Origin of the sequence: Photobacterium obscurum (assembly GCF_026191635.1) — a bacterium.
In the GTDB taxonomy this organism is placed as follows: domain Bacteria; phylum Pseudomonadota; class Gammaproteobacteria; order Enterobacterales; family Vibrionaceae; genus Photobacterium; species Photobacterium obscurum.
Genome location: NZ_JAKRRW010000004.1, coordinates 300,761 through 321,308 on the forward strand (window position 1 = coordinate 300,761; position 20,548 = coordinate 321,308).

The 20,548-nt window shown below is 44.6% G+C and carries 14 protein-coding genes; 9 read left to right on the forward strand and 5 right to left on the reverse strand.

The window, feature by feature from the left end; translation table 11 throughout:
- Positions 1-461 precede the first annotated feature (461 nt).
- The 3 genes from malE (at position 462) to malG (ending at position 4,192) form a co-directional block, all read left to right on the forward strand.
- On the forward strand, positions 462-1,643 hold the full coding sequence (gene malE / locus MD588_RS07485; protein ID WP_265696435.1) for a maltose/maltodextrin ABC transporter substrate-binding protein MalE: 1,182 nt from the start codon (positions 462-464) through the stop codon (positions 1,641-1,643).
- Between the two features lie 66 nt (positions 1,644-1,709).
- A complete protein-coding gene (malF, locus tag MD588_RS07490; RefSeq protein ID WP_265696436.1) occupies positions 1,710-3,290 on the forward strand; it encodes a maltose ABC transporter permease MalF in 1,581 nt (526 codons plus the stop codon).
- A gap of 11 nt (positions 3,291-3,301) precedes the next feature.
- Positions 3,302-4,192, forward strand: coding sequence for a maltose ABC transporter permease MalG (gene malG, locus MD588_RS07495; RefSeq protein ID WP_265696437.1), 891 nt, complete (start codon positions 3,302-3,304; stop codon positions 4,190-4,192).
- 659 nt (positions 4,193-4,851) lie between these two features.
- On the opposite strand, the gene MD588_RS07500 is transcribed toward malG, so the two are convergent.
- The 3 genes from MD588_RS07500 to MD588_RS07510 form a co-directional block, all read right to left on the reverse strand.
- The gene (locus tag MD588_RS07500) at positions 4,852-6,093 is read right to left on the reverse strand and encodes a GGDEF domain-containing protein (RefSeq protein ID WP_265696438.1); all 1,242 of its coding nucleotides are present in this window, start codon (positions 6,091-6,093) and stop codon (positions 4,852-4,854) included.
- 166 nt (positions 6,094-6,259) lie between these two features.
- Positions 6,260-6,817, reverse strand: coding sequence for a DUF1415 domain-containing protein (locus tag MD588_RS07505; protein WP_265696439.1), 558 nt, complete (start codon positions 6,815-6,817; stop codon positions 6,260-6,262).
- A gap of 252 nt (positions 6,818-7,069) precedes the next feature.
- Complete coding sequence (locus MD588_RS07510) at positions 7,070-9,094, reverse strand: exoribonuclease II (RefSeq protein ID WP_265696440.1); 2,025 nt, start codon at positions 9,092-9,094, stop codon at positions 7,070-7,072.
- Positions 9,095-9,524: 430 nt separating this feature from the next.
- On the opposite strand from MD588_RS07510, the gene MD588_RS07515 reads away from it, so the two are divergent.
- The 3 genes from MD588_RS07515 (at position 9,525) to MD588_RS07525 (ending at position 15,656) form a co-directional block, all read left to right on the forward strand.
- Entirely contained in the window at positions 9,525-11,204 is a 1,680-nt protein-coding gene (locus MD588_RS07515) for a sensor domain-containing diguanylate cyclase (protein ID WP_265696441.1), read from the forward strand.
- Positions 11,205-11,434: 230 nt separating this feature from the next.
- Entirely contained in the window at positions 11,435-13,330 is a 1,896-nt protein-coding gene (locus tag MD588_RS07520; protein WP_265696442.1) for a DEAD/DEAH box helicase, read from the forward strand.
- Between the two features lie 697 nt (positions 13,331-14,027).
- Entirely contained in the window at positions 14,028-15,656 is a 1,629-nt protein-coding gene (locus tag MD588_RS07525) for a methyl-accepting chemotaxis protein (protein ID WP_265696443.1), read from the forward strand.
- Between the two features lie 92 nt (positions 15,657-15,748).
- On the opposite strand, the gene MD588_RS07530 is transcribed toward MD588_RS07525, so the two are convergent.
- Entirely contained in the window at positions 15,749-16,687 is a 939-nt protein-coding gene (locus tag MD588_RS07530; protein WP_265696444.1) for an alpha/beta hydrolase, read from the reverse strand.
- Complete coding sequence (locus tag MD588_RS07535) at positions 16,641-17,609, reverse strand: LysR family transcriptional regulator (RefSeq protein ID WP_265696445.1); 969 nt, start codon at positions 17,607-17,609, stop codon at positions 16,641-16,643. Before MD588_RS07535 ends, MD588_RS07530 begins: the two co-directional genes overlap by 47 nt.
- A 266-nt stretch (positions 17,610-17,875) precedes the next feature.
- Here MD588_RS07535 and MD588_RS07540 point away from each other — a divergent pair, with 266 nt between their 5' ends.
- The 3 genes from MD588_RS07540 to cspE all read left to right on the forward strand — a co-directional run bounded on the left by MD588_RS07540 (position 17,876) and on the right by cspE (position 20,350).
- The gene (locus tag MD588_RS07540; protein ID WP_265696446.1) at positions 17,876-18,610 is read left to right on the forward strand and encodes a beta-ketoacyl-ACP reductase; all 735 of its coding nucleotides are present in this window, start codon (positions 17,876-17,878) and stop codon (positions 18,608-18,610) included.
- Between the two features lie 719 nt (positions 18,611-19,329).
- Complete coding sequence (locus tag MD588_RS07545) at positions 19,330-19,800, forward strand: GNAT family N-acetyltransferase (protein ID WP_265696447.1); 471 nt, start codon at positions 19,330-19,332, stop codon at positions 19,798-19,800.
- Between the two features lie 340 nt (positions 19,801-20,140).
- Positions 20,141-20,350 carry a transcription antiterminator/RNA stability regulator CspE gene (gene cspE, locus MD588_RS07550; RefSeq protein WP_265696448.1) on the forward strand — a complete coding sequence of 70 codons (210 nt, stop codon included), beginning with the start codon at positions 20,141-20,143 and terminating at the stop codon, positions 20,348-20,350.
- Positions 20,351-20,548 lie beyond the last annotated feature (198 nt).

Below are 20,548 nucleotides of genomic sequence, written 5' to 3' on the forward strand. Positions count from 1 at the left end.
TACTTACTTCCCCAAGAAGTAACGTGGTGCTGTCGTTTCCAATAAAAGTGGTTACTGCGAAATCCAAACCTGCATTGTGCAGAACAGTAAAAGCATCTTCATCTACCCCATTGGGTATGTTGCTTATCTTACGCCGCTGTCACCGCAAAACATCCTCCTTGAAGATAATTTAAAAGGGGGATGAGGGGGGGAGGAGTGTTTGGATCACACTTTGCTATTCCTGTTGCTGATGTGGGTATTTAATCGCAGTACTATGTGCGTTGTATCACAATCAGGTGTCGTTTTTAGATCTGCATCACTAACTGAAACGACGGAGATCACGCTTTTAAATCTTAGGGCTAGGGGGCGTAGGTCTCAGGATGATGCCGAGTGCTCATTCCTGATGGATGATACAGACTGCAAATTGTGCTGCAGAGGAATTTCTGTAGCACGACATATAACAATCATGAAGGATGTTAAAAATGAAGAAAGTCCTCAGCACTGTAGCTTTTTGTACCCTTGCCGCTCTTGGCTCAGTAAACGCACACGCCGCGATTGAAGAAGGTCAACTTACTATCTGGATCAACGGCGATAAGGGCTATAACGGCCTGGCTGAAGTAGGTAAGCAGTTTGAAGAAGATACAGGTGTTAAAGTTACCGTTGCTTTCCCTGATGGCCTGTCTGAGAAGTTCCCTCAGGTAGCAGCAGCTGGTGATGGTCCGGACATCGTATTCTGGGCTCACGACCGTTTTGGTGGCTACGCTAAATCAGGTTTGTTGGCTGAAGTTAAGCCATCTAAAGAGCTTAAAGACAAAATCATCGACTTTACCTGGGATGCGGTGCAGTACGACGGCAAGTACATCGGTTACCCGGTTGCAGTTGAAGCACTTTCTCTGATTTATAACAAGGATCTTGTTCCAAACCCACCTAAGAACTGGGAAGACGTTGAAGCTCTGGACAAGAAGCTTCAGAAAGATGGCAAGAAAGCGATCATGTGGAACCTGAAAGAACCGTACTTCACATGGCCACTGCTTTCTGCTGACGGTGGTTACGCGTTCAAGTTCACTGCTGAAGGCTACGATGTGAAAGATGTTGGTGTGAACAGCGCTGGTGCTAAGCGCGGCATGAACTTCATCAAGACACTGGTTGACAAGAAAGTAATTTCTGCCGATATGGACTACAGCATCTCTGAAGCTGAGTTCAACAAAGGTAACGTAGCAATGACAATCAACGGTCCATGGTCTTGGGGCAACGTTGAGAAGTCTGGCATTAACTACGGCGTTACTGTTCTGCCTAAACTGAACGGTAGCCCATCTAAGCCATTCGTTGGTATTTTGACTGCAGGTATAAGCTCTGCTTCACCAAACCAGGATCTAGCGGTTGAGTTCATCGAAAACTACCTACTGACTGACGAAGGTCTGGGCAAAGTTAATGCTGATAAGCCACTAGGCGCAGTAGCTCTGAAATCATTCCAGAAGAAGCTAGATAAAGATTCACGCATTGCGGCCACTATGGATAACGCAATGAACGGTGAAATCATGCCAAACGTTCCACAGATGGCAGCATTCTGGTATGCACAGGGTAATGCAATCAAGAACGTTGTTGATGGCCGCCAGGATATCGATGGTGCGCTAGATGAAGCCGCTGGTCACATGCTTAAGTAATTGTTTTTGCGGGGAGGGGTAACTCTCCCCATTTTATTGTCATTTTTTTGCTAGCAAGGAGCTGAGATGCAGTCAGTTCAAGGTGCAGGACTTTTGGAACCACAACAGGAAAGTCCTAAATTAAATTATCGCAAGTGGCTGAAATGGTCACTACTTGGCATGATCGGCGTTGTTAATGGTTATGCTACCGTATTGATGTATGCACAGGGTGAAATACCTTTTGCGCTTCTTACCGTTGTTCTAACAGCTCTTGCTCTTTATATTTTCGGAAGCAACAGAACATATGCTCATCGCTACATCTTCCCAGGTGTCGCGGGGATGCTCATTTTCATTATTTTCCCATTGGTATATACCGTAGGGTTGGCGTTTACCAACTACAGTGCGTCTAACCAATTATCTCTTGATAGAACGCAGTCTGTCTTACAGCAGCGCAGTTTCCAGTCTGGCGAAAGTTACCGTTTTGACCTTTATAAAGTTGAGAACGGGCACCAGCTGATCATCAACGCGAATGGTGACTTGCTGGCTTCAGACGTCTTTGATATTGCCAACACCACATCGGATGCGATGAGCCTTCGTAAAGTTGACAGTGTCCAGGGTGAAAAAGAGAAGATCAAAACCATCGTTCAGAATCGTTCTAATTTGACAAAAGTTGAGTTGGTGATGCCTGGTGGCCACGAGATTCGAATGAGCGGCCTGCGCAAGTTTGCCGCCGATACTCCTCTGTTTACGCTTCAGGAAGATGGCCTGGGCATGCTGAATAACCAGACTCAGCAACTGTATATGCCGAATATGGAAATCGGTTTCTACCAGCCTGTTGACGCAGACGGTAACTTTATCGATAAGCCTATCTCTCCAGGGTTTGTTGTTACCGTTGGTGGTGCGAACTTTGAACGTGTTATGACTGATGATGGTATCAAAGAACCGTTTATTGGCATTTTTGTTTGGACAGTTGTCTTTGCCTTCTTGGCGGTAGCACTAACGCTTGCCCTAGGTATGATATTGGCATGTGTTGTTCAGTGGGAGCCTCTGCAATTCAGCGGCATCTACCGAGTACTATTAATTTTGCCTTACGCGGTACCATCGTTTATCTCAATTCTGATTTTCAAGGGTTTGTTTAACCAGAGCTTTGGTGAAATCAACATGCTGTTGGACGCCATTTTCGGTATCAAGCCATCATGGTTCTCAGATCCAATCATGGCGCGAGTGATGGTTGTTTTGGTGAACACCTGGCTTGGCTTCCCATACATGATGATTCTGTGCATGGGCCTGTTGAAGTCGATTCCTGAAGATTTATATGAAGCCTCTGCAATTGATGGTGCGGGACCAATCCAGAATTTCTTCACGATTACAATTCCAATGCTAATTAAGCCGTTAACGCCACTACTTATTGCTAGTTTTGCATTCAACTTCAATAACTTTGTGATGATTCAGCTATTGACAGCTGGTGGTCCTAACATGGTGGGCACGTCAGAGCCTGCGGGTTACACCGACTTGTTGGTAAGTTATACCTACCGTATCGCCTTCGAGGGTGGCGGTGGCCAGGACTTCGGTTTGGCTGGTGCAATTGCAACAATTATCTTCCTCTTGGTTGGTGGTCTGGCACTACTTAACTTGAAATTCACTAAGACGACCCTAGAGCAGGATTAAGGAGAAACGTCATGCCAATGGTACAACCGAAATCATTGAAATACCGGGTATGGGCGACACACATTGGACTGTGCCTGTTCCTAGCTGCAACTATTTTCCCGCTGCTGATGATTATTGCAATCTCGCTACGTGAAGGTAACTTCGCAGGCGGTGAGTTGATTCCAAGCAACCCGACACTTGATCACTGGCGTTTGGCTTTAGGCTTCTCGGTAACGAACAGTGACGGTACGGTAACACCACCACCTTTCCCTGTTCTGCTATGGCTGTGGAACACAGTTAAAGTGGCTGGTATTACGTCGATTATCATCGTTGCTCTTTCTACAACCAGTGCCTACGCATTTGCCCGTATGCGTTTCAGAGGCAAGAGCACAATCCTGAAAGGGATGATGATTTTCCAGATGTTCCCAGCGGTGCTGGCTCTGGTTGCTCTTTACGCATTGTTTGACCGTCTGGGACAGTACATTCCGTTCCTGGGTCTGAATACTCACGGTGGTTTGATTTTCTCTTACCTTGGTGGTATTGCACTGCACGTCTGGACAATCAAAGGTTACTTCGAAACCATCGATGGTTCACTGGAAGAAGCGGCTGCACTTGATGGTGCAACACCTTGGCAGGCATTCCGCTTGGTATTGCTACCACTGTCAGTGCCTATTCTGGCGGTCGTGTTCATCCTGTCATTCATCGGGGTGGTTACAGAGGTACCGGTTGCATCGCTACTATTGACTGATGTGAACAACTACACGCTAGCGGTTGGTATGCAGCAGTATCTATACCCTCAAAACTACCTATGGGGCGACTTCGCAGCGGCTGCGGTACTGTCAGCAATCCCTATTACCACTGTATTCCTGCTTGCACAGAAATTCCTGGTCGGTGGTTTGACAGCTGGTGGTGTGAAAGGTTAAAGATCACGCCTAGTGAATTGAGAGGCTTGCCGTTAAGGCAAGCCTTTTTTTTATCTCTAAACAGTTTGTTCTCGCCCTTCGGGAGGGACACCCCCTAGCTAGTTTCTGTCAAATGTCGTAAGGAAGGGCACCACTATTCCTGTCGTCATTTTCCTCTTTGAACCCTGCATTTTGTAGTAGTTTGGGGATATATAATTGGTTTATGGTTTTGCTGGTCGGGCAATGTCTGACCAATATTCTCTGCGGTTGTGAAGAGTATAAAATATTCTTCTATCAATAGTTTTTTTAGGTTTTAATGCGACGCTATGACTGCTAGTATGATTCTTATAGGGTATTAGTTTTACAACGATATGTTTTTTAGTGTCAGTCAAGAGTACTCTTGGTGACTTGAATCTAGCAAGAAATGGGGTGATCAGGCTCTGTTTATTGCTCACAGACACAATAATAACAAAGGCTTGTTTTCACTTATGATAAGCCGCCTCCGAGTACAGACCTTAACGCTGGTTTGGCCGCCGATCTGTTAGGGCACCTGTGCTTACCCTTATATTGGCGTTGCTGCATAGCTGGGCTTATTTTTTGCTAAGATAGCGAAGATAAGTTTTATTGGTAACCAAAACCCGATGATTTCATCGGGTTTTTTGTATCAATTTCTGTTGGCATTAGTGGCTTAATCGATTTCGGCCTGCCTTTTTGGCTTTGTACAGAGCTTCATCCGCCGCTTTTAGGACATTGGTTGGGTTATGATCGGGGAAGCTATCTGCAATACCGATGCTGACCGTGATTTTTACTGCTTTTTCATGAGGTATGTCCTTACGCATTTCCGCACCGATAAGGTTACTCTTGGGGCGTTGCTCATGCTCGCGGATCACCATCTCGTAATTTGCAATTCCTTTCCTTAGTTGCTCTAGGTGCTCGATACACTGATTACTTTCCTTGCCCTTAAACAAGATAGTGAATTCTTCACCACCATAGCGGAAGACTTCGGCACCACCTCTTACTTGCTGCATAAATTGCGCAACCAATTTTAAAACGTCATCGCCCGTTTTATGCCCGTACTTATCGTTAAATTTTTTGAAATGATCAATATCTAGCATTGCCAAGGTGTAGGTTCTGCCAAGGTATTTTAGCTCAGTCTCTAGGGCTCGTCGTCCCGGGATACCGGTTAACTGATCGACATAAGCTAACTCATGGCTGCACGTAATCAGGTTGAGTAACAGTAGTACGGCAGCAATTGAAAATGCGGCGCTGGAAATAAAAATATGGTGAAAAGCAGAGAAGGTTACACCAGCAAAAAGCAGGCAGATAAATACGGCCTGATCATAACCTTGGTTACGTTTTAGAATAGCGGATGCACTTGCCAATCCGATCGACAGATAGAGCAAAATCAGCACGACGGGTAAGGGGGAAAAGGCCGGAATTGTATAGAGGTAGGTGTCCCAAATGTGATCAAGGTTCTTGCCTGCAAAGTGGTTGACGACCAAGATCCCCCAAGCAAGCTGAGACAGGACAAACACTAAATATCCCGTTCCGAAACGGGAGAACAGTCGTCGTTCCGGGAGAAGATGAATTTGTAACAGGTTTAGTGGCAGCAATGTGGCCAGTAAGACATATGTTATTCGGGTATTATTATCAGAAAGCGGCGATTGGAGATGACTCTGGATAATGTAGAAAGCGATGATCATCAGCAAAGCGGTAAGTGCCGTCTTTCCCTGGTTGAACGGCTGGCTGAGCATTATAACAGTAGTTAACAAGACGTAAGGTAATACCAGAAAGAGCCCTTGGTAAGGTGCCAAAGTCGGCAAAGCTGACTCCAATGACAGCATCATCAGAACAGCGAATAACAGTGGTAATCCGAAGCGAACTCCTGCGCTTCTGAATATTGCAAATGAAATTAGTGGCATTACAACTTGTTTCTCTACTTGCGGCGCATCACTATGAATTTAGTACATCTACCAGCGTTTTGGCTAGACCATCCTTGTCTATGGATCACATTAAGGTACAAATACTCTTTAACTCAAGGGAATTGCTATCTATTTCCTTGAATATATTTATCGTTACTTAGGCGGATTACTTGATAAGAAATGGAAATAATTTCTTAACTTGCTCCGGTGACAAATTTTCGACGCAGTCGATATTTCTTTCCGGAATACCCTCAGGATCAGGGTAGTGTTTTAATACCTTTTCCATACTTGCTTCACGGATCAGGTGAAAGATCGGAAAAGGTGAGCGGTTAGTGAGGTTCTCTGCATCATCAGGGTCTGTGCCGTAGAAGCAGTAATCAGGGTGGAAGCTTGCAACTTGGTATGTCCCTTCCTTGCCGGTTTGAATGATAAGGCCATCGACAAGATCAAGAAACTGATTGTAGTCATCAAACTCACTAAACAGATATGGGGCTACAACCAGCGTTGTTTCCAGCTCCTCAGCTGGCGTCTCATCCAATAGCTGTATTTCCCGGTAGATCTCTTCCAACAGTTGTTCTTCGGCTGTTGATTCGCATACGTGGATTTTAATCTGCTTGTTACGGTTTGGCTTGGCAGCGAACGGGCATAGGTTAAGCCCGATAACGACATCTTCCAACCATTGTTGAACTTGTTGAATAGCGTCTGGTTTACTCACTTTTGACATTGCTGACTCGTTGTATTGCTTGAAATAATTATGGCACTAAGGGTAACAATATTGAGCAACTTACCCAAGCAGCTTGGGTATATATCTAAATAGCAAACTGTATTTTTCAGATTAACAGACGTTCTTGAATCGCGGTAATGGCGGGAATTGTAGCGGTACGGTGATTTCGATAGGTTAGCCAGAGGCGAATAAAAAAAAGGGCCAGAAGAATCTGGCCCTTTGTCTTTGCTATCTTGTCACGTCAGTACCCAGTTACGCTTTTTCTTCGCTAGGCAGGATTTCAGCTGCTTCACTACCTGCTTTCTCTTCAGATACAGGGGCCGGAAACTCTCTCACCGGCTTAGCTACGAGTTGGCGCGTGGCAGAACGAATTTCCGCAAGCTTCACCTCAAATGAATCGCCAAGCTGATACTCTTTGACTTTATCAATATTAACGATGCCTAGATCACCGTTACATTCGATGCGCTGTTTATTATCCAGGATCAATGGGCCCGGAATAAAGGCCGCAGCCCCGTTTTCCAACAGGCGTACACGCATTCCTGCACGGTTGATGTCGAAGATTTCTGCGGTAAAGATGGTTTCATCTTTGACGGCATCTTTCAGTAAGCGAACGTATAGCCAATCAGAAACATCGCGCTCTGCCATACGGTGGTGGCGGCGGTGGTTGGCGATTTCTTCACCGACCGTGTCATCTGGAGTCTGTGTTGGCTCATTACCAGAAATAAGCGCTTTCAGTAGGCGGTGGTTAATCATGTCACCGTATTTACGGATTGGTGATGTCCATGTCGCGTAAACGTCAAGGCCCATCGCGTAATGCGGTGCAGGCGTATTGCCGACTTCACTGTATGCTTGGAACTTGCGCAGGCGATTATCAAGGTAAGTACTATCTTGAGCGTTCAACCAACGTCGTAAAGAACTGAACCCTTCCAGAGATGCTAGCTGTTCTTTTTCGAACGGTGCTTCTGCATTGGTTAGGAACTCCATTGCGGTATCCAGTTTTTCAGGATTGAAGCCGTTGTGGTAGTTGAATACACCCATGCCAAACTTGTTCTGCAGGACGCGGCCAGCACAGATATTCGCTGTGATCATTGCTTCTTCGATCATACGGTTCGCGGTACGGCGAGGATCAGTATGAATAGCAAGAACGTCGTTATCTTCGCTAAGCTCGAAGCGGTAGTCAGGACGATCTGGGAACACAACCGCATTGTTGGCACGCCAGTCGCTGCGTGCGTTGGCAAAACCTAGCAGTGCTTGAATTTGTTCAGCGATGATATCGTTTGGTGCCCAACCTTCGCATTGGCCATGTTCAAGGAGATCTGAAACATTATCATATGCCAAGCGAGCTTGTGATTTGATCCAAGCGGCAAAGAAATTGATGTCATCTTGAATAACACCTTCTGCATCAACGGTTACGCGGCAGCAGATCGCTGGGCGCTTCTCGTTCTCGATAAGTGAACAGAGCTCGTCGCTCAGCTCTCGAGGGAGCATAGGGATATTGCGACCTGGAAGGTAGATGGTAAAGCCGCGCTGACGTGCTTCATCATCCATTTGGTCGCCAACAGCAATATATGATGTCGGATCGGCGATAGCGATAGTGATCTCAAAACTGCCGTCGTCTTTTTTGACGGTATAGATGGCATCATCCATATCTTTGGTTGATTCACCATCGATAGTAATGAAAGGCAGATCAGTAAGATCCTGGCGCTCAAGCCCTTCGTCCAGCATGGTCCAACTATCTTGTGGGGCCGGCTCAGCATTCGGAAGTTCATGACGGGCTAATGTCACCCACCATGGTGCAATTTTGTCATTACTGTCTGTGATTTTTTCTTTGATTTCGCAGAAGAATGTTTTGTTGTCACCAACTAATGGGTGACGAGTCATGTTCGCAACAACCCAATCACCTTCTTTCAGGTGCTCTGGGTTAAGGCCTTTAATGGCGCGAGCTTTAATCGCATCTTTAAGTTGCGGGTGATCCGGAACGACATGCAGACGATCACGGATCAGTTTTACACGACCAATGAAGCGATTAACGAACTGTTCAACCAGTTCCTGAGGCTCAGCAACTTCACGCTCTTTCTCTGTACGAATAACCGCAATAACACGGTCACCGTGCATTACTTTTTTCATATAGCTAGGCGGAATGAAGAAGCTTTCTTTGTTGTCGGTTTCCAGAAAACCAAAGCCACGGTCTGTCGCTTTAATATTGCCTTCCTTCTTTGGAAGGGTTTCCTGAATTTGTTTTTTAAGCTGTGCTAATAATGGATTGTCTTGAAACATTATGCCCGGTCTCAGATTGTGAACCGACACACTATAAGGCCTTCATGACTTAAAACCAAGCATAGAACAGCAACACCCCCGCAAAGATTAATGTATTACTGCATGTATATTTACGCGTGCCCTTGCCACAAGGGGACTGACGCCGTGAAATGGATTAACGCAAAGAAAAGTGCGATGAAGCTAACAAGTTGAATTTTGAGACAAAGTTGACAGCTTTGCAGTGAGCATCTTGCAAAAATGCTGAACCTTAAAAGGTTCGTCATGTTTTAGGCAGAAAGCGGTCACACTATTGGAAATAGCGGTTACTTAAGCGCTATGTTTCTGGTAAATAAGGTAAACATATGAATTAAAAGGGTATATTTGCAGTCAATAAGATGTGCTCAAGCATACATTGCAATGATAAACAGATGGGCTGATTGGTTGGTTAGGGATGGATATGGTGGATAGCCTGAAAAATGGATTTAATGAGCTGGTGGATTTGTTGGCACGCCAAGCCAATATGGAGCGGTGGTGTCACTGTTTATTATCGACTTTAAGAAAAGAGTTAAAACTCAGTTATATCACTTTGATGGTTGAACAAAACCACGAGAGCAGGGTGCTATCAAGCTGGGTGGATAATGATTTTAAGTATTATAGTACGCCACTAACACTTGATGACTATAACGGCGTGCCAACGGGGTTGTTTCAGCAAGCTAAAAACAGTGGCCAGTATGTTAGGGCATATGTCGATAAGCCGTATAAGGCCATTTGGAACGAAGATGTAAATGCTTGGTGTCAGTTACTACTGCCAATAAAAATGCACTCATGTAATGTTGGCTTTATTTATGCCGAAACAAAAGATCCTGCTGTATTTGAATCATGTATTGATTCAGTTGAAAATCTGCTGCTGTTAGTCGCTTCAGATATTAGTGCGCGAGTATTAAGACAGGAAGTTATCGATCATCATCTTACTCGACGAAGTGTTGAGGCTGAACTGGAAATCCGTAACCACTCGATAAACGAGTACCTTTCGTTACTGAGAAACCTCCACGAAGTCACCCTCAGTTTGTCAAAAGCGACAGAGCTTGACCAACTATACCGTAACGCCGTCTATCTTGGGCGAACACACCTCGGGATTGATCGGATGGCTATCTTCCTAACCGATTTTAGTAAAAATGAAATGCAGGGGACTTACGGAACGGACCCTGAAGGAAACTTAGTGCCACGTTCACACTTTACCAGCCCAATACCTGACCATCCGCTGGTTCATGAAGCGCTAAGCCGGAAAGATCATGTCGTGGTTAAAGAAAATGCCCCGCTATATTACGGTACAAGTCAGGTTGGTACCGGATGGAATGCGATGATTGCGATGTGGAACGGCAATGACTGTATTGGCTGGTTGGCTGCTGACAACTTGATCAACCAACGTATGCTGACTGAACATCAAAAGGAAATCCTTAAATTGTTTGGTGCTGCGCTAGGGCAACAAATTGTGATCAAGCGTAATCATGAGCAACTGAGTCAACTAAACGCGGAGCTTGAAGAACGTGTGCAGCAACGCACTCAGGAACTCCAGGCAACAAATCGTGCACTTGGGGAAGCTAATCAGCGCTTGGAGCTATGGTCAATGCAGGATGGTTTGACTGGTGTCGCTAACCGGCGCTTTTTTGATCAGACATTGCAGCGCTACTGGTATAAGGCACAAAAGAGGCAGGTTCCACTCAGCCTTATTATGATCGATGTGGATTACTTTAAAGCATTCAATGACACGTATGGTCATCTGGAAGGCGATAATTGCCTAAAAAAAGTTGCCACAACACTGGCAAAAATTACCCGGTTATACAAAAAGTCTATTTTTACCCGTTACGGCGGGGAGGAGTTCGCTTGCCTTCTACCAAAAGTAGATGCCCAAGATACGGCGATTATTGCTAATGAAATGTTAGCTGCGGTATTGGAGCTAGAGCTCGCCCATAAGGCTACTGATATTGGTAGGCTAACGATAAGTGTTGGATGCTATACGATGATACCCAATGAGGGAATAAGGTTAGAAAAGTTAATAGATGGAGCAGATCGCGCACTTTACGCAGCGAAGCAACATGGAAGAAATCAATACTTTCAATGGGATGATTAAATTCACGGGGTAAAAAATGTGTAACATGTTTAACGGGCAAGCTTATTGTTCAATAAATAGGTATTTGAAAGTTAATTTGTGACAACGCTCAATTTTTTCTGGCATTTTATCGAGTAATAGCGCACAATGCGCGCCTCAAATCGTCGAGGCCCATGCTTGTGGTTGCTGTTGCAGAACCGTTTAAAGCCAAAGGGGCCCCGTTTTACGTTAGATTATATATTGGGATCCCAATGCAAGAATCTGTTACAGAATTTCGTCAGTTAGAACTGGCCGACACACTACTATCCGCACTTGACTCAATGGGCTTCGTTGCGCCGACTCCTATTCAGGCGGCGTCAATTCCTCTTCTTCTAACTGGTACTGATGCGCTAGGTAAAGCACAGACAGGTACTGGTAAAACAGCAGCGTTCTCTCTACCGCTACTGAACAAGCTTGACCTTGGTCAGCATAAGCCACAAGCAATCGTTATGGCTCCTACTCGCGAGCTGGCGATCCAGGTTGCAGCAGAAATTAAAACTCTAGGTCAGAACATCAAGGGCCTAAAAGTACTAGAGATCTACGGTGGTGCTTCTATCGTTGATCAAATGCGTGCACTAAAAAATGGTGCTCACATCGTTGTTGGTACTCCTGGTCGTGTAAAAGACCTTATCACTCGTGACCGTCTACACCTTGATGAAGTACATACATTTGTACTTGATGAAGCTGATGAAATGCTAAAAATGGGTTTCGTTGACGACGTTACTTGGATCATGGAGCAAGCTCCAGAGTCTGCACAGCGCGTTCTGTTCTCTGCAACTATGCCTCCAATGGTTAAAGAGATCGTTGACCGTTTCCTACGTGATCCTGCGCGCATCGACGTTGCTGGCGAAAACCGTACTGTTTCTCAGGTAGAGCAGCAGTTCTGGGTAGTGAAGGGTGTAGAGAAAGACGAAGCGATGATGCGTCTTCTTGAAACTGAAGACACTGATGCGTCAATCGTATTCGTACGTACTCGTCAAGATACTGAGCGCCTAGCTGACTGGCTATCTGCACGCGGCTTTAAAGCAGCTGCACTGCACGGTGATATTCCTCAGTCTCTACGTGAGCGTACTGTTGATCACATCAAAAAAGGTGTTATCGATATTCTAGTTGCTACTGACGTTGTTGCTCGTGGTCTTGACGTGCCACGTATCACGCACGTATTCAACTACGATATCCCGTTCGATGTAGAATCATACATCCACCGTATCGGTCGTACAGGTCGTGCTGGTCGTGCAGGTAAAGCGATTCTTCTAGTTCGCACTAACCAAATCCGTATGCTTCGTACGATTGAGCGCGTAACTAAGTCTCGCATGGAAGAAATCCAACTTCCTCTACGTGATCTAGTTGCTGCTGCTCGTCTGAACCGTCTAGGTCAAGAGCTAGCAACTCAGAAAGAGCAGGTAAATGTTGAAGCGTTCGTAGAACTTGTAGAAAAACTGCAAGAAACTATCGAAGTCGATGCTGCAACACTAGCGGCAATGCTTCTTCAGCGCCAGCAGGGTAACCGTCCTCTGTTCTACAAAGGTCCGGACCCGATGATTGCTGCGATCGAGCGTGACAAGCAGCGTCGTGAGCGTCGTCGTGATGATCGCGGCGGTGAGCGTGGCGAGCGTCGTGAGCGTCGTTCATACAACAATGCTGACTGGGATACTTACCAGCTTCAGGTTGGCCGTGAGCAAGGTGTTCAGGTTAAAGATATCGTTGGCGCAATTGCAAACGAACTAGGCCTAAGCAAAGAGTTCATCGGTGCAATTAAACTAGCTCCTGAGCACACTTATGTTCAGCTTCCTAAGAAGATGACTGCGGAAGTATCTGCTCAGCTTAAGAAGCTACGCATCCGTCAGAACGAAGTGAAAGCTGTTGTTGTTGAAGGTGAGGTACTTCGTGAGCACCGTCGTGGTGGTCGTGATGGAAACCGCGATGGTAACCGTGGCGGTTACCGTGGAAACCGCGATGGTAACCGTGAAGGTGGTCGTGGCCGTCGTGATGGCGAGCGTCGTTTTGACCGCAACCGTGGTGGCGACAATCGTGGCAGCTACCGTGGCGAACGTAACCATGGTTCAGACCGTCCACGTCGTGACCGTAAGCCTCGTCAAGAAGCTTAATCAAACGATTTAAAAAAGCCGGGCATTAGCCCGGCTTTTTTGTATCCAAATTATGGATATAAGCACTGTTGATACTCTTCTCGCCAATATTAAAGTGCTGTTTGTTTTGTCTAGTGATATGAATCACCATAGATAATGTTAATTTCTGGAAATTATTTTTTATCGGAAGTAGCGATAACGACATAGTGGCAAAACGGATACTAATATTAGTAGCACGCAAAACATACAACTTCATCTCAAAGTGAATATATACCTATATGCACTAACGTTCGACGAAATATTACAATATTACTTCTTTTCTCGCTGAAAATTCGCCATAAAAATGACACTATCTTGTAGCCGAATAATGCAAACGCATTGAAAATAGGAAGGCTATTACATCTAGCCTATTATCTTAATCTGTTGTTTTATCATATATATTAAGAGCAAAGTTGTTGGTATATATTTGTATTATATTTCAGTTCGATATGATAGTCGTTGATTATTAGTCTCTTTGTTTCAAATTAAAAAATGTTTATAGCTTTCAGCGTTGCAATTCAAGGCATATATACAGATATGATAAACAATAAATAATAATGAAATATCATTGAAACCTATTTAGTTAATTGCTATTAATGTCGCCTATAACTCTTATGAGGTAATTCGCTCATATTTTCCTAATTATAACAATTCAAACACGACATGGAGTTTGGTCTAAATGTCATTCCTAAATAATATTTCCATTCGGTTTCAGGTTACGATTCCGGTTGTTCTGGCATCTATGCTTTTATTGGTTGCGCTCTTTTTCAGCCGGATTGGGCTAGAAGGCGCCATGTTTGAGATGAATACGACGACACAGCAGGCGATAAGATCAAAAGACAATATCGCGACACTTATTAATAGCACCTACGCGATGCGTGTTAGCGCTATTTACGCACTGTATGACGAAACTCAACTGTCTCGCTTGGAGAATAGCCTAAAGAAAACTCAGCAAGAGAATACAGTTGTGATTTCTCAGTTGCAGTCTGTTTCTGGTGTTGAGGCCGAACTCCGTGCATTTACTCAGGCAATGGATGATTATATTAACTACAGTCAAAATACTATGTTGCCGGTATTGGCTAAGCACCATCAAGATCAAATCAGCGATCAGGAGTACGACGGCTATATTGTTCGTTACCGAACGCTGGGTGATGATATGACTACGTCAATTGATGCGCTGTCTAAGAAGCTTAACAATGTTGCCGGAGAGCTTGTTGATACTCAGGTTCAGGCGCATAATTCAACACTGAACAGTGCTTCTCTATTGACGCTGATGGCGCTACTTGCTGCGTTGGGATGCGGTTGGCTTCTGTCTGGTTATATTGTTCGTCCAATTCGTGTGCTACAGCAGACAATGCAGCGGATCTCTAAAGGTGAACTGAGTATTGACGTAAATACGAACGGCAAGAACGAAGTTAGTCAACTGGCGATGGACATTGCTCAGATGGTGGGCCAGTTACGGCGTACTGTTAACGATCTGATGGAAATCAGTAATAGCGTCGCGTCTTCTTCGACCGAACTGGCATCAGTAATGAAAGAGTCTGAAGAGAATGCCAGTCAGCAGAGTACTGAGATTGAGCAAGTAGCAACCGCTGTCGAAGAATTATCGTCAGCTGCTGATAATGTTAATCAAACCGCTATTAATGCTGACAAGAATGCACGAAGTGCAAGCGGCTTGGCTTCTGAGGGGGCGAGTATTTTCGAGGAAAGCACGCAAGCAAGTCAGGAAATGTCGCGTCGCTTGAATGAAACTGCCGAAGTCGTGAGTCAGTTACAGCAGCAGTCTGTTCAGATCAGCCAGGTTATAGAGGTTATTCAGGGGATCTCTGAGCAAACGAATTTACTTGCATTGAACGCGGCGATTGAAGCAGCTCGGGCCGGTGAAAGTGGTCGCGGTTTTGCTGTTGTTGCCGATGAAGTTCGTCAGTTAGCTGCACGTACCCAGGATTCGACCAAGCAAATTCAGTCGATCATTGAACAGCTGCAATCTCAGTCGGCGAATGCGAACGATAGTATGCAATCAGCACGTACTATGTTGGAAAATAATCAACTACTTGCACAGAAAGCCAATGATGCTTTGGTAGGTATTAATGATGCGGTACAAATGATCAGTGATATGAATACTCAAGTATCAACTGCTGCTGAAGAGCAGTCTCAGGTGACAGGTAATATAAATACCAATATTACCAATATTCACCAGATTGTAAGCTTAAATGCCGCAGGAGTTAGCCAGTGTGCTGCCGCGAGCTCTGAACTTTCGCTATTAGCAGAGAAACAGAAGCTTCACCTGTCGTATTTCAAGGTGTAGTCTTTAGAAATACACGCAAAAAGGGATAAGGGTCCGTTGGGTCCTTATCCCTTTTTTTATTCTCGTTATTAGCGGAGCTCTTTTAATCTGGATTATAGAGGGGGCGGATTATTAATAAACTGAGAGATAGCGATGTAAGTATGGTGGCACTCATGCTTTGCTAAATCTTCGAGGTTCAGGTATGCGTGAAGCATATTTTCCATGTGTAGATGCAAGCAGGATATATGCTCTGATTCAAGGCGTTGTTGATAGCGAATACCATCATCTTTTATAGGGCAGTACCCTGCTGTAATGATTAAGGTTTCGGGGTGGGTTTCCGGTATCGTACCAAATAGCGGGGAAACCTGCGCTCTGTCTTCCTGGTGCTGTAAGTACTGATTGAAGTACCACTCTATTTTTTTTGTTTCCAGTAAGTAACCTTTGCCGTTATCAATGAGTGAGTCTGCAGAAAAAGTGTAATCGAGGCTAGGGTAGATAAGAACCAGCTTGTCTATTTTGGGCTGACGAGGCGAGCGAGTCTGAATAATCGTTGTGGCCAGTGCAGCGCCTGCTGAATCGCCAACTAAGGTAATATTTTTTTTATGGCAAACTCCGAGTTTATCTAGTGTCTGGTACAGGTTATCAAGGCTGTTGCTAGCATCTTGGATACCGGCGGGGTAAGGATGTTCAGGGGCAAGGCGGTAATCAATGCTGACGACAATACATCGGCAGTTAGCGGCTAGCTTTTTGCTTATTGGATCATAAACGTCAATATTTCCACACATATGCCCCCCTCCGTGAATGAATAAGATGACGGGGAGCGGAGTATTGCTATCAGGGTGATAGATACGGCAAGGAATCGTTGTATGACAGATCTCGGCATCTATCACATGGTTTATTGGCGGTATATCGGTTACACACTGTTCTGTGATGTTGGCCAGTCCCATGCGAGCCAGCTCTGGGGTTGGTTGTATTCCGTCGCGCTCGGACTGGGCCAGTATGTGGTTAAATTGGGTTAGCCATAATTGAAGTTTGGGAGGTAGCACCGGCATTATTGTTTCCTTGTCGTTTGAACGCTTCAATCTCGGAGACTCGTTTGATGAGGTAATCCTTAAAGTTGGCGCAACGGGCAGGCATATACTTACGAGGCTTGAAGTATAGATTTAGTTCGAACTCGCTACTGACATAATTTTTTAAGACGGGAACTAGCTTTCCTTTGCCAATTTCTGAACCTATCAGGCTATAAGGCAGATAGGCAACCCCACCGCCTGCGAGCGCAATATTTTTGAGGATCTCACTGTCGTCAGCTTCAACTGTCTGCGCTATTTCCACTGAATTATATTCACCGTTAAGCTCAAATATCCACTTGTTACCGCCGACGAGCGTGGTGGCGTAGAGGCAGAGGTGCTGCTTGAGATCATCGGGAATGATTGGCTCTCCATAGCGTTCGATGTAGTCAGGTGAGCAGCAAACAGTAAGAGGTTCTCGAAGCAAGGAGCGCTTGACGAGTAAACTGTCCTTATCTTGAAAACCTCGATAGGTTGCATTGGCTCTGATGGCAAAATCGACGTCATGCACATGATCAACTTCAAACGCAGTTTCAATGACAACAAAATTAATTGATGAGTGCTCTTTAAGGTATTCTCCGATGATCTGGCTTAGGTAGTGTTTGGCAAATAAAGGGGTACTGGCAATTTTAATTGTGCCCCGATCTTCGCTGCTCATGTTCTGAACTTCATTGAACACATCATCGATTTCTGTATGAATACGGCTGAAACGGTCGTAAAGCCGTTGTCCGGCCTGGGTTGGGCTAATTTTCCTCGTGGTCCGTTTTAGTAAGCTCACGCCCATGCTTTCTTCCAGCTCGTTGAGCCAGCGGCTAGCTGCAGAGGCTGATATACCATTCTGCTTGGCAGCTTCACTGATTGAGCCTGAGCGTACAACACGAAGAAAAAAGACAACCTTGTCTAACATTTTTTTCCCTGAACAATTAATAGCCACTTCCAATTTATAGCAAACAACATCCTTATAAACCAATGAAATAGCGTTACTCATGGCATAGAAGCTTTCTTCTTAATTCGCAAATGTGATTTGCAACAATGTGGGTAATTTTTTTGTGTAGTTCATCTAAGATATGAAGACATAAAGCGAGCTAGTGAAGATTTGTGTTCCCGGCTCACTACTCGTGGTTCGCTTTTTGGTATTTATACCGTTAATTGGTATTAATAATGGGGAATATGATGTTAAAAAATCAAATATGCATAGTAACTGGTGGCGCTCAGGGAATAGGGCGCTGTATTGTTGAAACTTTTGCAACTAATGAAGCCAAAATAGTGTTTGCCTGCGATTTGAATGCAGGGGGAATGAGTGAGCTGGAATCCCAGTTCAGTAATGTACGTGCCGTTGAGCTTAATGTTTGTGACCGCTTAGCGGTTGCCAATCTTATTGAGCAGATTAAAGCGGAATTCGGTCAGGTTGATGTATTGGTTAACAATGCAGGTATTACGCGTGATAACCTGATCGAAAAGATGACCGAAGACGAATGGGACATGGTGTCTGACGTTAACCTTAAAGGGGTGTTTAACATGACCCAGGCAGTTGCGCCGATAATGATGGAAAGTGGTACGGGATCCATTATAAGCATGTCTTCTGTGGTCGGTACCGACGGCAATATCGGGCAAAGCAATTACGCTGCCACAAAGGGGGGAGTTATTGCTATGACCAAAGGGTGGTCTAAGGAATTTTCTCGCAAGGGGGCCAAAGTCCGTGTCAACTGTATTGCTCCTGGCTTTATCGAAACTCCGATGACCAAAGACTTGCCAGAAAAGGTACTCGACTATATGAAGAACAAAACTCCATTGCAGCGTATGGGTAAACCTCAAGACATTGCCCAAGGTGCCTTATTCCTTGCAAGTGAGCAATCGTCATTTATCACCGGACAGACACTGAAAATAGACGGTGGTTTGGTCATTTAACAGCGAAATACGACGTTTATTGCCTTGAAGAGCCATCAGCCGAACTGTCTGGTGGCTTTATTACATGATGATCGAAATCACCATTTCATAATCGGGGCAGGATGAAATGGGTCTTTTTTTATCTGTTGCCATGTGAGTTTGAGCAAACGCTTGTGAAAACCGGCATTGGGCAATGCATCTTTGGCTTCCATAATGAATGATTTTGGGACGCCCTTTCGAATAAAACCGAGAGAAAAGTCGACTAAATCGGCACACCGGAAATACTCCACCAACGGATATTGGTGGTTTTTTCACCTGCCGGACTTTGTGGTGTTCGCTAATAATAAGCTCTATCTCTTCGGCCCAACTTTCTAGTCCATTATTACTGAGATACTTTCGAGCTTGTAGTATAGAGGGCGGCAGGTAATCGACCGTATTGTCGCTCCAAATTCCAATATCGTGAAAAGCTGCGTTGATAATGAGTTTTTGACGTTCTTCCTGGCTTGGGATTGCTAATAAAAAGCAAAATTGAGCATTCGGGTTACATGGTTCTTATACCCCACGAAGTCATCGCCGATGATATCCTCCCAAGGTTCTAATATCTCATCGAGCAAAGGGATGTGTATTTCGACTGACATAAGGCTGCTTTTAATTTTAAGTCTGTTGGTATTGAAGTGCTTATTATTGGTTATAGTATGGACTATCTTAGAAAGTCGCTGAAAGTTTGCTGAGGAAATAAGGTGATAAGGATAGCAAAGAGAACGGACTACGCTGAGCTAGTTTCCCTATTTATTGAAGAGAATATACACAACCATAAGATTGCTCCTGACAGGGTAGCACAGACAAGCGATGTACTGTCGCTGAAGGAGCTGGATGAAATCCTTAGTGATCCGTCTTCGTATCTTGGCGTCTGTGAATATGAAGGTAAGGTTGTCGGTTTGGTATTGGGGACATTTCATTTGAAACGGCCTAATCGGTGGAATCCAGGTCGAAATTTTGCTTATTTGGAAGAACTGATCGTTACAGAAAGTATGCGTGGAAAGAGTATTGCCTTTGGGCTTGTTTCTGCTTTTAAGGTATGGGCTAAAGCACAAGGTGCGAGTTGTATTGATTTGAACGTGTGGCACAGTAATGAAGTTGCGATAGCGTTTTATAGGCAGGTAGGTTTTACCGATAAACAGCGGCTCATGTCTTTGCCAGTTGATGGTTGATAAAGCAAAAAAATACTTATAGAGATGAGTAAGATGGATGCTAGGTGTCTATGGTTTGTGCAGTATAGAGGGTTAGCTTTTTTCGCCTTTTGGCAATTTGAAATAAATGATAAAAAGACTATACAAACCAGTAAATACTGGTAGTATTGTCCTCGGCCTGTAATCAGACCTATTTATATGAAATACAATATTATGCTATTAGAACGCTTCGCTACATCTGCTTTACCAGTTAGTGTCAATGAAGTTTTTCCATTCATAATTATTCCTCACATAAGTAATTCTTTTCCCGGCTACACAACGCATTATGCGAATTATTTGTAAAAAAAATTAGGATATAATCATGTCTAAATCAACTGGTATCGTTAAGTGGTTCAACGAAGAGAAAGGTTTCGGTTTCATCACTCAAGACAACGGCGGTGCTGACGTATTCGTTCACTTCCGTGCTATCGCTTCTGAAGGTTTCAAGACTCTTGCAGAAGGTCAAAAAGTTTCTTTCGAAACTGAGCAAGGCCAGAAAGGTCTTCAGGCTGCAAACGTTGTAGCTCTATAATTTAAAGATTTAATCTTTGAATTAGAAAAATGCTGGCCAAGGCCAGCATTTTTTGTATCTATAGTATGCCTCTAGGCTCACCTATTTTATCTCCAATACTGTATTCAGCCATTCAGTGATTTCATCCCATGAAGTGGACCTGCCATCCATTAGGCGCCTTAGCATTCCTCCTTGCAATAAATGATAAACCTGCTTGCC